The organism is Arthrobacter sp. PL16 (assembly GCF_035985055.1).
Lineage (GTDB): Bacteria > Actinomycetota > Actinomycetes > Actinomycetales > Micrococcaceae > Arthrobacter_D > Arthrobacter_D cheniae.
The window spans coordinates 244,024-256,950 of the sequence record NZ_JAXCIC010000003.1 but is presented as its reverse complement, the minus strand read 5'-3'; the positions used below and the strand labels follow the sequence as shown (position 1 = coordinate 256,950).

12 protein-coding genes are annotated in these 12,927 nt (G+C 65.9%); 1 reads left to right on the top strand and 11 read right to left on the bottom strand.

From position 1 onward, the window contains the following. Window positions 1-19: 19 nt before the first annotated feature. The 3 genes from RCH21_RS08435 to RCH21_RS08425 form a co-directional block, all read right to left on the bottom strand. The gene (locus RCH21_RS08435; protein ID WP_326963987.1) at window positions 20-1,636 is read right to left on the bottom strand and encodes a DNA polymerase Y family protein; all 1,617 of its coding nucleotides are present in this window, start codon (window positions 1,634-1,636) and stop codon (window positions 20-22) included. Beyond that, window positions 1,633-2,436, bottom strand: a complete 804-nt coding sequence (locus RCH21_RS08430) for a hypothetical protein (protein ID WP_326963986.1) — start codon at window positions 2,434-2,436, stop codon at window positions 1,633-1,635. The genes RCH21_RS08435 and RCH21_RS08430 overlap by 4 nt, the downstream gene beginning before the upstream one ends. Window positions 2,437-2,582: 146 nt before the next feature. Beyond that, window positions 2,583-2,969: a DUF5997 family protein gene (locus tag RCH21_RS08425; RefSeq protein WP_326963985.1), complete on the bottom strand. Its 387-nt coding sequence runs from the start codon at window positions 2,967-2,969 to the stop codon at window positions 2,583-2,585. Window positions 2,970-3,010: 41 nt separating this feature from the next. On the opposite strand from RCH21_RS08425, the gene RCH21_RS08420 reads away from it, so the two are divergent. Then, complete coding sequence (locus RCH21_RS08420) at window positions 3,011-3,745, top strand: LysR family transcriptional regulator substrate-binding protein (RefSeq protein ID WP_326963984.1); 735 nt, start codon at window positions 3,011-3,013, stop codon at window positions 3,743-3,745. 81 nt (window positions 3,746-3,826) lie between these two features. On the opposite strand, the gene RCH21_RS08415 is transcribed toward RCH21_RS08420, so the two are convergent. From RCH21_RS08415 to RCH21_RS08380, 8 genes are all read right to left on the bottom strand, one after another. After that, on the bottom strand, window positions 3,827-4,924 hold the full coding sequence (locus tag RCH21_RS08415; RefSeq protein ID WP_326963983.1) for a phosphatase PAP2 family protein: 1,098 nt from the start codon (window positions 4,922-4,924) through the stop codon (window positions 3,827-3,829). A gap of 158 nt (window positions 4,925-5,082) precedes the next feature. Continuing rightward, window positions 5,083-5,778 carry a FadR/GntR family transcriptional regulator gene (locus tag RCH21_RS08410; RefSeq protein WP_326963982.1) on the bottom strand — a complete coding sequence of 232 codons (696 nt, stop codon included), beginning with the start codon at window positions 5,776-5,778 and terminating at the stop codon, window positions 5,083-5,085. Further along, complete coding sequence (locus RCH21_RS08405; protein ID WP_326963981.1) at window positions 5,775-6,956, bottom strand: L-talarate/galactarate dehydratase; 1,182 nt, start codon at window positions 6,954-6,956, stop codon at window positions 5,775-5,777. Before RCH21_RS08405 ends, RCH21_RS08410 begins: the two co-directional genes overlap by 4 nt. A gap of 71 nt (window positions 6,957-7,027) precedes the next feature. Beyond that, window positions 7,028-7,948 carry an AEC family transporter gene (locus tag RCH21_RS08400; protein ID WP_326963980.1) on the bottom strand — a complete coding sequence of 307 codons (921 nt, stop codon included), beginning with the start codon at window positions 7,946-7,948 and terminating at the stop codon, window positions 7,028-7,030. A 91-nt stretch (window positions 7,949-8,039) separates the two neighbouring features. After that, window positions 8,040-9,308 (bottom strand): enolase C-terminal domain-like protein, encoded by a 1,269-nt coding sequence (locus RCH21_RS08395; protein WP_326964153.1) that lies wholly within the window; start codon window positions 9,306-9,308, stop codon window positions 8,040-8,042. A gap of 59 nt (window positions 9,309-9,367) precedes the next feature. Continuing rightward, window positions 9,368-10,978, bottom strand: coding sequence for an aldehyde dehydrogenase (NADP(+)) (locus RCH21_RS08390; RefSeq protein ID WP_326963979.1), 1,611 nt, complete (start codon window positions 10,976-10,978; stop codon window positions 9,368-9,370). 10 nt (window positions 10,979-10,988) lie between these two features. Continuing rightward, a complete protein-coding gene (gene kdgD, locus RCH21_RS08385) occupies window positions 10,989-11,903 on the bottom strand; it encodes a 5-dehydro-4-deoxyglucarate dehydratase (RefSeq protein WP_120148858.1) in 915 nt (304 codons plus the stop codon). A 131-nt stretch (window positions 11,904-12,034) separates the two neighbouring features. Then, a complete protein-coding gene (locus RCH21_RS08380) occupies window positions 12,035-12,919 on the bottom strand; it encodes a LysR family transcriptional regulator (RefSeq protein ID WP_326963978.1) in 885 nt (294 codons plus the stop codon). Window positions 12,920-12,927: the final 8 nt, after the last annotated feature.

Genomic DNA, 12,927 nt, shown 5'->3' with positions numbered 1-12,927 from the left:
AGAAGTGCTGGGTGAGTAGTCAGTCGTAGCTGGCTTCGACCCACCACGCGTGGTCCTCGAGCAGCAGCAGCCAGGCTGAGCCCGACTGGTCCACCAGCTGGAAACGGTTGAGCACCCGGCCCTTCGGGTCCCACCAGCGCTCGTTGATGGGCCAGGGACCGGCCCAGGAGTGGACCGGCCGCCGTCCGCCGTCCGGTCCTGCGCTGAAGAAGGCGGGATCAGCGCTCAGGAGTCCGCGGAGGTCGACGTCCACCGGGTTGCCGCGGGAATCGATGACGGCGGCGGGAACGGGCTCGGCGAACACGGTGGCGGGAACCGGGCCGGGCAGGCGTCCGGGCCAGGGCTGGTCGCGGTCCTTCACCGGGGTTTTCGCGGACTGCTGTGGGTTGACCGCGGCGTCGCCCCACGGGATGAAGACGCGGCGGTCCGCCAGGAGCCGCCCGCCCGCGATGATCGCGGTGAGCACGGCCCCGTGGCCCAGCATGCTCTGTACGCGGGCCAGGCCATGGTGGATGCCTTCGTCCGGTCCCGTGCCCCAGAGACCGTCCGCGTGGTCGCTGAGGTTCTCGACGATATCGGGCACGATCTGGACGCGGGTGATGCCCGAGGTGAGTCCGTGGTCGGATGCGTTGGTGCCCTGGAGCTGCCAGCGCACCCGGTCCACGACGTCGTCGGCGTCGAACCAGCGCGGGTGCTGCCAGCGGCGCTCGGATACCTCTCCGGATTCGGTGTGCAGCGAGACGTGCAGTGCCGTGCAGACGAGTCCTGCCTCGCGCAGGGTGTCGACGAACTCGCCGGCCCTGGTCCGAAAGGCGAAGGCGAGTTGGTCGATGCGGGCGAGGGGCGGCTCGAAATCGGCGATGGTGTCCAGATGGGGCGGCGGTTTCCGGGCGACGACGGTCCGGTGGTCGAGCCCGCTGGCCTGGCGATGCGCGAGGGCGCCCTCGATGCCGAAGCGGTTGCGGACATCGGAGGCCTGGAGCGCCGCGAAGTCGCCAAGGGAGCGGACGCCGAGGCGCTTGAGCAGCACGGTGAGCTTCGGTTGCTCGAGGACCTCCAGGGGGTAGCTGCCGAGGAACCAGGCCGAGCCGCCCTCGGGGATGACGACCAGCTGCTCGACGTCGACGTCCAGCTGATCGGTGGCCTTGGCCGCCTGCTCGGCAGCGAACGGGCCGTCGGCGATCCCGATCCGCACATCGGTGAGACCGATGGCTGCAAGGGTCTGGAAGACCACCTCCGCGGCCTTGGCCTCGCTCCCGTAGTAGCGCGAGGGCCCTTTGACCCTGATGGCGCACAGCCCCGGACGGATGACCTGGACGCCGGGCATGATGGTCTCCACGGCGGCGATCACGGGCTCGAAGGTGCGTTCATCGAGCGACGGATCGTAGGGAAGCGAGACGAGCCCCGTGCTGCGCGCCTGGGCCTCCCTGATGCGCAGGCCCCGCTTCACTCCGTCCTGCCGTGCCGTGGGAGAACACGCGAAGACCTCGCCGCGGTCCACGAGGGCGAGTGCGGTATCGGTGGGCAGGGAGTGCTCGCGCAGGGCCGCCGTGATGGGCCAGTCGGGACACCAGAACGTCATGATCCGGGTGGCAGGAGCCGTGCCGGCGGGGACTGGGGACAGGGTGGCCGTCATGAGGACCTCACCAGCTGGGGCTCGAAGAGGGCGTCTGTCCCGGCGGCGACCTGTGGTGTCAGGGCGTCCGGAAGCACCTGTCCGTCCGGTGTGGTGCCCTGCAGATCCGCCAGTCCCACATAGGCATGGCGAAGACGTCCCGAAGGCTGGGTCGCGGTGATCTTCATGCGGCGCGTCCTCAGGTGTCCGGTCCCCGAGCCGAGGCCTTCCCAGGCGCTCTCGGCCACGCCGAGCGTGGAGTCGCTCTGCTGCCAGGGGCCGAGTGTGATCAGTGCTGCGCCGCGCTGGCGGAGCCGCGCCTTCAACCGGGCGCCTTCAGTGGGGGCGAGGTGCTCCGGAGCCCGGGTCAGGACGATCGAGACGACATCCACGAGGGCGGCCGTGACGGTGAGCCACTGGGATCCGGGGTCCGGGACCAGGATGAGGCGTTCGAGGTTGATGCCGAAGCCCTGGGCCGCCTCGATGCTGAAGTCCGGTATGCCGATGACGCTGCACCAGGCGCCCGTCGCGGAGGGGCCGGCCAGCAGGGCCATGGCGAGGGTCGTGGAGTTGCGGACGGCGTAGGAGCCGCCGGACTGAAGGCCTCCGCCGGGCAGGATCCGCGCGAGGGCGGGCACCGTGGGCAGCCGCCGGGAGTCGAGCTTGCCGGCCTGCATGCTGTTGATGCGGGCCTGGAGTCCGAGTACGACGTCGACTGCCGGGCTTCCCGAGAGGCCTCTGGGCTCCGTACGTGACGGTCCCTCGAAGTCGGGGGAGGGCTCATCCCATTCAAGGGCATGGCCGGCAGCTGGAGGCGTCACTCCCTAATATTCGAATACGTGTTCGATTAAGTCAATCGGCGCGCCTCCGCAGGAATGCGCTCCTTGTGTGGTACGGGCGCGCTTCTATTCCATGCCGGTCCGGCTCGCAAAAACCCGGCAGTTCGGTGGAACACGATGATCGGGAGTCAGGAGGCCTTGCCCTCGGCGTCGCGCTCCTTGACCCGCGCGGCCTCTGCGCGCACGGCTGCCTGCGTGGACCGCTCCGAGACCAGCCATGCCGGCGGTTCCTGGAGGAGGGCGGTGATCTGCTCGCTCGTCAGGGGATCGGTGATCCCGCCACGGGCCAGCCCGCTGATCGATATGCCGAGCTTCTGCGCAACGACGGGACGAGGGTGCGGGCCGGTGCGGCGCAGTTCGGCGAGCCATTCCGGCGGCGTCTGCTGCAGTTCGTTGAACTCCGCGCGCGTCAGTTCCGTCTCCTGGAAGTCCTGGGGGGCGGCGGGCAGGTAGATTCCCAGTTTCTTGGCCGCGGTGGCGGGCTTCAGCGTCTGGGGGGTTTTAGCGGGAGTCATGGACCCAGCTTAACGGTCAGGGCAGGCGCTACTGTGATCAGGTGCCCACCGACCAGCCCAGAAGCATTTCCGTCGGCTTCGTGCCGGGTGTGACACCTGGCAAGTGGGTGGCCCGGTGGCGCGAACGGCATCCGGATGTGCCCGTCGAATTGCACCAGCACGACGACGCCCTGCCGGCGCTCAAGGACGGTTCCGACGATGTCGTCTTCGTGCGCCTGCCCGTCGAGCGCGAGGGGATCCACCTGATCCCCCTCTACGAGGAGCAGGCCGTCGTCGTGATGTCGCCCGAGAACGAGCTGTCGCTCTACGACGACGTGCCGGCAGAAGAGCTCGACGGGGAGGCACTGCTCGACGTCGCGGAGTGCGGCGGCCCGAGGACGGCCGTGGAGGTCGCGGCCTCCGGCGCCGGCGTCGTCATCCTGCCGATGTCCCTCGCCCGGCTGCATGCGCGGAAGGATGCGGTGCACCGGCCGGTCCCGGGACTGCCCACCACCACCATCGGCATCGCCTGGCGTGTGGAGGACGAGTCCGACGACGTCGAGGAGTTCATCGGCATCGTCCGCGGGAGGACCGCACAGAGCTCACGGCAGCCGTCCCAGCGTGAGGCGCCGAAGAAGACGGCGTCACAGAAGGCTGCCGCGAAGAAGGCGGCTGCCGGGGGTGCCGGTGAGCACAAGGGCAAGGATCAGAAGGGTGGCACAGGCCAGAAGGGTGGCAGGAAGCCTCCGCCGAAGAAGCCGTCCCGTCCCTCCGCCTCCCGGGGGAAGCGCCGCTGACCTCGCAATGACACCGGTGTCGGGTGGATCCGCCGTCGTGCCCGCGCTGTAACCGTTCGAACCCTCGTGGGTGGAGATTCGCTACGTGGCCCGTTCCTGTGCTGGTGTCCCGCGGGACACCAGTGGTCCCCTGATGCGGAGACCTTCGTCCCCCAGCAGGGTGGAACGTCGGTTGGTCGGCTGCGTCGCGCGTGCTGCCAGCCACGTCGCGAATGCACCGAGGGCAACGCCGGCAACAACATCGACGAGGTAGTGCCACCCGAAGTAGACGGTGGCAAGGGCCGTGAGCAGGACGTAGATCCAGAGCATCGCCCGGAGGACCACCGGTAGGCGGATCAGGTGTGCTACCAGGGCGGCGGTGAAGGTCACGGACACGTGGAGGGATACGAATGCCGCGATACCGTGCACGGATTCGGTGGCATACGGATCGGAGAGTACTCGTACCCGGTTGCGGTACAGGGACTCGCCGAGGTTGGTGACAGCAGTGTCGGGCAGGTCCGTGAAGTGGGCAGGCTCAACGAAGATCGGACCCAGGGAGGGCAAGACGTAGTAGCTCGCCGCACCGAGGATCCAGTTGAAAGCCAGTGCACTGACGTACCAGGCGCCCTGGGAAAGCTGCCGCGACCAGACGAGGGCCGCGGCGACGGACAGGGGAACGAAGATCAGGTAGGAAAGGTAGACGGTGGACAGGACATGGGCACTCACTCCCGTACCCAGAATCTGCTGGAGTGCGTCCCCCGGATGGACGCCCCCCGTGAGCCATCGGTCACTTTCCTGCAGGAGGGGATCCACCACCCGGTCACGGACGAACGGCAGAAAACTCTTCATATTGCGGTACGACACGTATGCGAGATAGAAGGTCAGCAGGCCCACCGAGGTGGTCACCAGTCGTTCTACGGGCCAGCGACGGCGGAATTCGGCCGCCACCAGATGGTGCGCGTTCCGCATGGGGGGCCGCTCGAGAAGCGTCCGCGGAACAACGTCGACGAAGATCATCGCCATCAGGATCAGTGGCAGGCGGACGTAGCTGGGACCGAGGAAACCGTCCGGGTCACGTAGCGGAAGGCCGTACACCAATGCCGTCAATGCTGTGAGCACGGTGAAGGACACCGCCACCGCAAACGGGATATGAAAAAGCCCATGGGAGAACCGCCTGGGCGGTAGGGCTTGTAACTTCATCAGATATTTCTAACCCATAATGATCGGTTTAGGTGAATGGGCTCGCTGTTGCGATGCCCCAAGTCGCGTGGATGCGCTTCAGCCAGCGCTCCTTCGTTACCGAAACCCCAGTGCTTTTCATGATATCCGCCATCGGCATCGCTGACAGGAGCACACCGTCAGCCGCGGGTGGTCACCAGAGCCAGGCGTGCTCGAGTTCGGGAGAGGTGCGTGCGCATCGCAGCCGCGCTGCCTTGTGGATCCTGTCGTTCGATGGCGTCATGAATCGCCTGGTGTTCATCGACGACGCGACGGAAATGCGTGGCTTGTGCTTCTTGATCCGCCTGCAGGAGTCGTGTTTGCGGCATGGAGATCATCGTCGGTCCAAGGGATTGGAGCAGGTCGAGATAGAGCCGGTTGTTCGCGGCAACGGCAATGGAGCGGTGGAAGTCGAAGTCGGTGGTCACGGCTGCTGATGGCTTGTGGTTCGCATGCTCGAAAGCGTCCAGGGCCGTACGGATGGCGGTTAGTTGCGTGGTGCTTCGTCGTTGCGCGGCCAGTCCCGCGGTTTCGACTTCGATACCGATGCGGAAGTCGAGCAGGTCGAGTCGATCCTGGTGGCTCTGGTTCTCCTGCAGTGGCGCCGAGAATGAGTGATCAGTGGGTCGGGTGAGGACGTAGGTACCTTTGCCGCGGTACTTTTCTACGAGGCCTGCGGTCTGCAGGCGGGACAGCGCTTCGCGAATGACCGTGCGACTGACCTTGAACTCGTTTTCGAGTGCGCTTTCGGCGGGCAGTTTGTCTCCGGGGCACAACTGCCCCTGGATGATCTGCTGCCGGATGGTCTCGACGACGGCGGTGCTGAGGTTGCTCATTTCCTCCCGAACTCTACGGTGTCCGTCACCCATGCGTGTGCCTGGTCGCTGAGGGTGAAGCCGAGTCCGGGGCGGTTGGGGACGATCATTCGCCCTTGATGGGTTTCGAGTCGCTCGTTGAAGAGTGGGTTGAGCCATTCGAAGTGTTCCACCCATGGTTCCCGCGGGTAGCTTGCCGCCAGATGTAGATGAATCTCCATGGCGAAGTGCGGGGCCAGCTGAAGTCCTGCCTGGTCGGCGAGGGCGGCGAGGCGCAGGAACGGTGTGATGCCTCCGATGCGGGGGGCATCGGGTTGGATGATGTCGACGGACCGGTTGGTGATGAGGTTGATGTGTTCGCTGACGCTGGAGAGCATCTCGCCGGTCGCGATAGACGTGTCGAGGGCTTGTGCGAGTTGGGCGTGTCCTTCGGCGTCGTAGGCGTCGAGTGGTTCTTCGATCCAGACGAGGTCGAACTGCTCGAGGGCCCGTCCCATGCGCATGGCTGTCGGCCGGTCCCATTGCTGGTTCGCGTCGACCATGAGGGGAACATCTGCCCCGAGGTGTTCGCGGATCGCTGTGACCCGGGAGATATCGACCCTGGAGTCGGGGTGGCCGACCTTGATCTTGATGCCTCCGATGCCCTCGGCCAAGGACTGTGTGGCGCGTTCCTTCACTTCCTCGATGGGAGCCTGGAGGAAGCCGCCCGAGGTGTTGTAGGTCTGGACCGAGTCGCGGTAGGCGCCCAGGAGTTTGGCCAGGGGCAGGTCGGCGCGCTTGGCTTTCAGGTCGTACAGGGCGATGTCGAGGGCGGCGATGGCCTGGGTTGCCACTCCGCTGCGGCCCACCGAGGCGCCGGCCCACAGCAGCTTCTGGTAGAGCCTGCCGATGTCGCTGGGATCCTCCCCGAGCAGGTTGTCCGCGATTTCCTTCGCGTGGGCGTACTGTGCCGGCCCGCCTGCGCGTTTGGAGTAGCTGAAGCCGATGCCTCGGTGGTTGTTCTCGGTAGTGATTTCCGCGAAGAGGAACACGATCTCCGTCATGGGCTTCTGCCGCCCGGTCAGCACCTTCGCATCACTGATGGGGGTCGGAAGGGGAAGTGTCAGGGTTGAGAGCTTGACATGCCGGATCCGGTCCGTCGTCGCTACCCCTCCCGACAGTACGGAGAGGGGGGTGGGGAATCTGGTTTCGGTCGTCATCGGTCGTCCTTCATCGGCGGGTCACGTCATACATATAGTACATGTCTGCAAGTTGTATGACAGCTGCGAGTTCAGGCGAGGAGGGCAGCGGCCAGGAGAAGAACGGGGACCGCACCGGCAGAGGACAGGAGCACGACGTCCCTGGCGGTCGCCGTCGCCTTGTCGTAGCGGCTGGCGAACATGAAGACGTTCTGCGCAGTAGGTAGGGATGCCATGAGGACGGCGCCGAAGACGAGCTGATCGTCGAGTTGGAAGACAAGGGCAGCGAAGACGAAGGCGATGGCCGGCATGACGACCGATTTCAGGACCGTCGCGGTAATGACGTCCACCCGGTTCACCCGCTCCGACAGGGGTGAGTTCCCGTGGAGCGACATGCCGAAGGCCAGCAGGACCAGGGGCACCGCGGCTCCACCCAGCAGGAGCAGAGGCTCCCACAGGACGGCAGGGAGTGTCAGGCCGCTCCAGGACAGGGCCACACCGACGAAACTGGCGATGATCATGGGGTTCCTGACGGGCTGGCTGATGATGCGCCGCACGGATGGCGGATGACCCGAGGTCAGGTCGAGGAGTGCCAGGTAGGTAGGGGCGAGAACCAGCAACTGCAGGAGCAGGACCGGCACGACGGGCGTCGCGTTGCCGAGAGCGTAGACGGCGATGGGGATACCGATGTTGTTGGCGTTGACATAGGAACTCGACATCGCCCCGATGGCGGTTTCTGCCGCTGGACGCCGGAAGAAGAGCCTGCTCGCCAGGATGTACAGAGCTGCCGTTCCGAGCGCTGAGATGACGGCGACAGGAACGTAGGCGGAGAAGATGTCCGTCATGTCCGCTTCGGCCACGACGGTCAGTAGCAGTGCGGGGTTGGTCAGGAAGAATGCGGTTCCGGTAAGCGCCTGCGGTGCCGTCGGGCCGCCGATCTGCAGGCGGCCGGCGATGTAACCGACGAGGATGACGATGCCGATGACGGTGAATCCGGCGAGTACCCCGATCACGGCCGTCTGTTTCCAGCAGGAGTAACCTCCCCGGCCCCGCGGACAGTGCGGAGCCGGGGAGGTACGGATGACCGTTTCCTGGTGGGTGCGATCAACGGACGAGGCAGGGTTTCTTCGGGTCGAACTGCCAATCCGGTACGAGGTACTGCATGGCGGCGGCATCGTTGCGGGAGCCCAGGCCATGCTCGAGGTAAAGCTCATGTGCTGCCTGAAGGGCGTCCCGGTCCAGCTCGACGCCCAGGCCAGGTCGCCTGGGAACGGTGATGAAGCCGTTCTCGATGGTAAGAGGCTCCTTGGTGAGGGGCTGGCCATCCTGCCAGATCCAGTGCGTGTCCAGGGCTGTGATCTTCCCGGGCGCTGCGGCGCCTGCATGGGTGAACATGGCCAGGGAGATGTCGAAGTGGTTGTTCGAGTGCGATCCCCAGGTGAGGCCGAAGTCGTTGCACAGCTGCGCGACGCGGACGGAGCCCTGCATGGTCCAGAAGTGGGGATCGGCGAGAGGGATGTCGACAGCGTTCGAACGGATGGCATGCGCCATCTGGCGCCAGTCCGTGGCTACCATGTTGGTTGCTGTCGGCAATCCTGTCGCTCGCTTGAATTCCGCCATGGTCTCGCGTCCGGAGAACCCGCCTTCCGCTCCGACGGGGTCCTCGGCGTAGGCAAGGACCCCGTGAAGGTCGGAGCACAGCTCGAGGGCGTCCTTGAGCAGCCACCCACCGTTGGGGTCCAGCGTGATGCGGGCATCCGGGAAGCGGGCAGCCAGGGCCCTGACCGCTTCCACCTCCTCCGCACCGGAGAGCACGCCGCCTTTGAGCTTGAAGTCCTGGAATCCGTACCGGTCCTGGGCGGCTTCGGCGAGGGCAACGATTGCTTCCGGCGTCATCGCTTCCTCGCGCCGCAGCCGACCCCAGGCATCGGAGGTGTCGTCCCCGCTGAGATAGGACAGGTCCGTCTTGTTGCGATCGGCGATGTAGAAGAGGTAGCCGAGCATCTGGACGCGGTCGCGCTGCTGACCTTCACCGAGCAATTCGGCAACCGGAACCTCGAGGTGCTGACCCATGAGGTCCAGGAGCGCGGACTCAACGGCGGTCACGGCGTGAATGGTGGTACGCAGGTCGAAGGTCTGGGCACCCCTGCCTCCGGCGTCGCGATCCGCGAACCGTTCCGACACCTGGCGGAGCAGTTGCCGGTAGAGCGCGATCGGCTTCCCGACGAGCAGCTCACCGGCCTCCTCGATGGTTGAGCGGATTGCTTCCCCACCGGGGACCTCTCCGAGTCCGGTGTGGCCGGAAGTGTCGGTGATGATGGTGATGTTGCGGGTGAAGTACGGGCCGTGCGCACCGCTGAGGTTCAGCAGCATGCTGTCGTGCCCGGCAACGGGGACGACCTCGATGGAGACAATGGTCGGTGTGGAGGATGTCACTGGGACTCCTCCACGCTGACGACATTGCCGTCGATGCGGCGGTTCAGCTTCCAGGGGTTTGCTTCCTGCAGCGGTGCCGGCAGCAGCTCGTCGGGGATGTTCTGGTAGCTGACGGGGCGCTGGAACCGCATGATGGCCAGCGAGCCGACGGACGTGGAGCGGGAGTCCGATGTTGCCGGGAACGGTCCACCATGGACCATGGCGTGCCCTACCTCGACACCGGTGGGCCAGCTGTTGAACAGGATCCGGCCTACCCGGCGCTCCAGGACCGGCAGCAGGGGTGCGATCGCGGTATTGTCCGACGACGTCGCATGAATCGTTGCCGTGAGCTGACCCTCGAGCGCTTCGGCGGACGCGAGGAGCTCGTCTTCACTGCTGTAGCGGATGAAGATCCCGGCGGCACCGAAGACTTCCTCCTGAAGGCCCAGGTTGTCCCTGAAGGTGTCCGTCGTGGTGGAGAAGAGCACCGCGCCCGGCGCATTCTCCGTGGGGCCCGGCCGGCCCTCGGCGACGACGGTGACGTCGGCTTCGTTCCGAAGCTTGGACACCCCTGCGGCGCATGCGTCGGCGATGCCCCGGGTGAGCATGGTGGAACCCTGCGTGGCGCGCAGTGCCGTGGAAGCTGCGGCGACGAGCCGGTCTCCCTGCGTTCCGGTGGGAACGAAGACAAGGCCCGGGTTGGTGCAGAACTGTCCTGCACCCATGGTCAGCGATCCGACGAGGCCGGACGCGAGGGTCTCGACGTCATCCAGGATGGCGCCGGGGAAGACGAAGACCGGGTTGATCGAGGACATTTCCGCGTACACCGGGATGGGTTCGGGGCGCGCCGCGGCGGTCGCCATGATGGCGGTGCCGCCTCCGCGGGATCCGGTGAAGCCGACAGCCTTGATGTGCGGGTCGGCGACGAGTGCCTGGCCCACGGATGTGCCGGCCCCGAAGATGAGGGAGAAGACTCCTGCCGGGAGCCCGGAATCTTCGACAGCCCGGGTGATCGCATGACCTACGAGTTCAGCGGTACCGGGGTGTGCGTTGTGCGCTTTGACGATGACGGGGCAGCCGGCCGCCAGGGCCGAGGCCGTGTCGCCTCCGCCCGTCGAGAAGGCGAGCGGGAAGTTGCTTGCCCCGAAGACGGCGACCGGACCGAGTCCGATGTGGCGCTGCCGGATGTCCAGCCGGGGCAGGGGTGCGCGGTCGGGCAGGGCTGGGTCGATGCGTGCCTGCACGTGGTCGCCCTGGCGAACGACAGCGGCGAAAAGGCGCATCTGTCCCACGGTGCGGGCACGCTCACCCTCGATGCGGCCGGCGGGAAGACCGGTTTCGAGGACAGCCCGTTCGGTAAGTTCCGAGCCGAGGGCATCGATGTTGTCGGCAATGCGCTCGAGGAATGCAGCCCGCTCGACGGGGGTTGTAGCGCGGTACGTATCGAAGGCGGCGGCTGCGGCGGCCGTCGCCTCGGCGAGCTCGGATCCGTCGATCAGGGTGATGAGTGGTTCCAGTTGCTCATTGGTGGCCGGGTTGATGGCCCGCGCGGTGCCCGCGGATCCCCTGACCGGGCGGCCCGCGATGAGGGACTGACCCGTGATGGTCGGGCTGAAGGTGGTGGTCATGACGGAGCTCCTAGCTGATCTTCTTGATCAGGGTGGACAGTTCGAACTGGTCGGCGTCGGTGAGGTTCTGCAGGGGCGGACGTACGAGGCCACCGTTGCGGCCTACGGCGTCGAGCCCGCCCTTGATGATGCTCACGCCGTATCCCTTCACCCGGTCACGGATGTCCAGGTAGGGGATGACGAAGTCGTTGAGCTTCTCGTAGACGGCAGTCCTGTTCTGCGCGATGACGTCCTGGTAGAAGGCGAGGGCGAACTCCGGAACGAAGTTGAACATCGCTGACGAGTAGGTGCTCACCCCGAGCTGCAGCAGGGGCAGCGCGAAGGTCTCGGCGGTGGGAAGTCCTCCGATGTAGGTGAGGCGCTCACCGACCCGGGCGTAGATGCGGGTCATCTGTTCGATGTTGCCGATGCCGTCCTTGAACCCGATGAGGTTTGCGTTGCGGTCGGCGAGGATCGCGACAGAGCGGTCGTTGAGGACCGCATTTGCGCGGCTGTAGACGATGACACCCAGCGAGGTTGCTGCACAGACAGCGCTCACGTGTTCGATCAGCCCTTCCTGATCGGCCTCGGTCAGGTACGGCGGCATGAGCAGGATTCCGTCGGCTCCTGCGTCTTCGGCGGAGCGGACATGTTCGATCGCCGAGAACGTACCACCGGTGGCTGATGCGATGACGGGCACCTTGCCGCCGATCTCATCGACGGCAACGCGGACGACACGGTCCATCTCTGCGGTCGTGAGTGAGAAGCCTTCACCGGTGCCGCCAGCAGCGAAAAGCCCAGCGACGTCGAAGTCCGACTGCCATGCCAGGTGCTCCCGGTAGCGGGCTTCGTCGAACTGGAGTTGCTGGTCGAAGTGCGTGACGGGGAACGAGAGGAGACCCGACTTGATGCGTTGCGCCAGCTCGGAGGGATTCAGGTGAGCCACGGGGAGACCCTTCGGTAGAGGTGGCGCGACCGTCGGGCGCCAGGAGGTTTGATAGGACCCAGCGTATGAACGACACCGATACGTGTCTAAGACTGTTTTAGAATGAAGCGATACCTTCCGGGTATCACGGGTTAGTCGATTCGTTCGGCCATCGCGTCGAGGACCCGGTGTAGAGCAGGGTTCTTGGATGCCTTCAGCCAGATGGCGAAGAGCTCGACGGCGTCGGACCCGAATCCGTCGAGGTCGCAGTACTGCACTCCGTCGATCCCGAGAGCCGTGGTGGAATGCGGCACCAGCGCGATACCCCGGTGGGCTGCGACGAGGGAAACCATGGTCAGGATCTGCGCCACGGTGTGGACGTAGTGGAGCTGGCCGGACGGAGCCAGTCGGACGATGAGGTCGTAGAAATACTTCGCCTGGGTGGGAGAGTGCATGATCAGCGCTTCGCTCTTCAGGTCCTCGATGGTGAGAGGCCGACCCATGGCGGCAAGGTGGTGACCTTCAGGCACCGCTGCGACGAGCGGTTCGCGATACAGCAGGCGGGAACCGAAGACTTCCTGATCGAAGGGAGGGCGGGCGAGCCCGAGGTCGATATCGCCGTCCCGTAACGCGTCGATCTGTTCGCGGGTCACCATCTCCCGCAGCTCGATGTCGACTTCGGGCAGCTCGCTGGAGATCTCGTTGAGCAGGGCGCCCAGGATCCCGAAGGTGGACGCCGCCGTGAAGCCGATCCTGATCGATCCAGCCGATCCCTTGGAGATGCGCCGGGCCAGGTCCGGGGCGCTTTCGGCCAGTGCCAGGAGGCGCTGCGCTTCGCCGAGGAACGCACTGCCGGCAGCTGTGAGGGTGACGCCACGACTGTCCCGCTCGAAGAGCTGCACGGCGATGGCCTTCTCCAGCTTCTGGATCTGGCGGCTCAGCGGGGGCTGCGTCATGCGCAACCGCTCGGCCGCCCTGCCGAAGTGCAGTTCTTCGGCGACGGCGACGAATCCACGTAGCTGATCGAGGGAATACATGATGCACA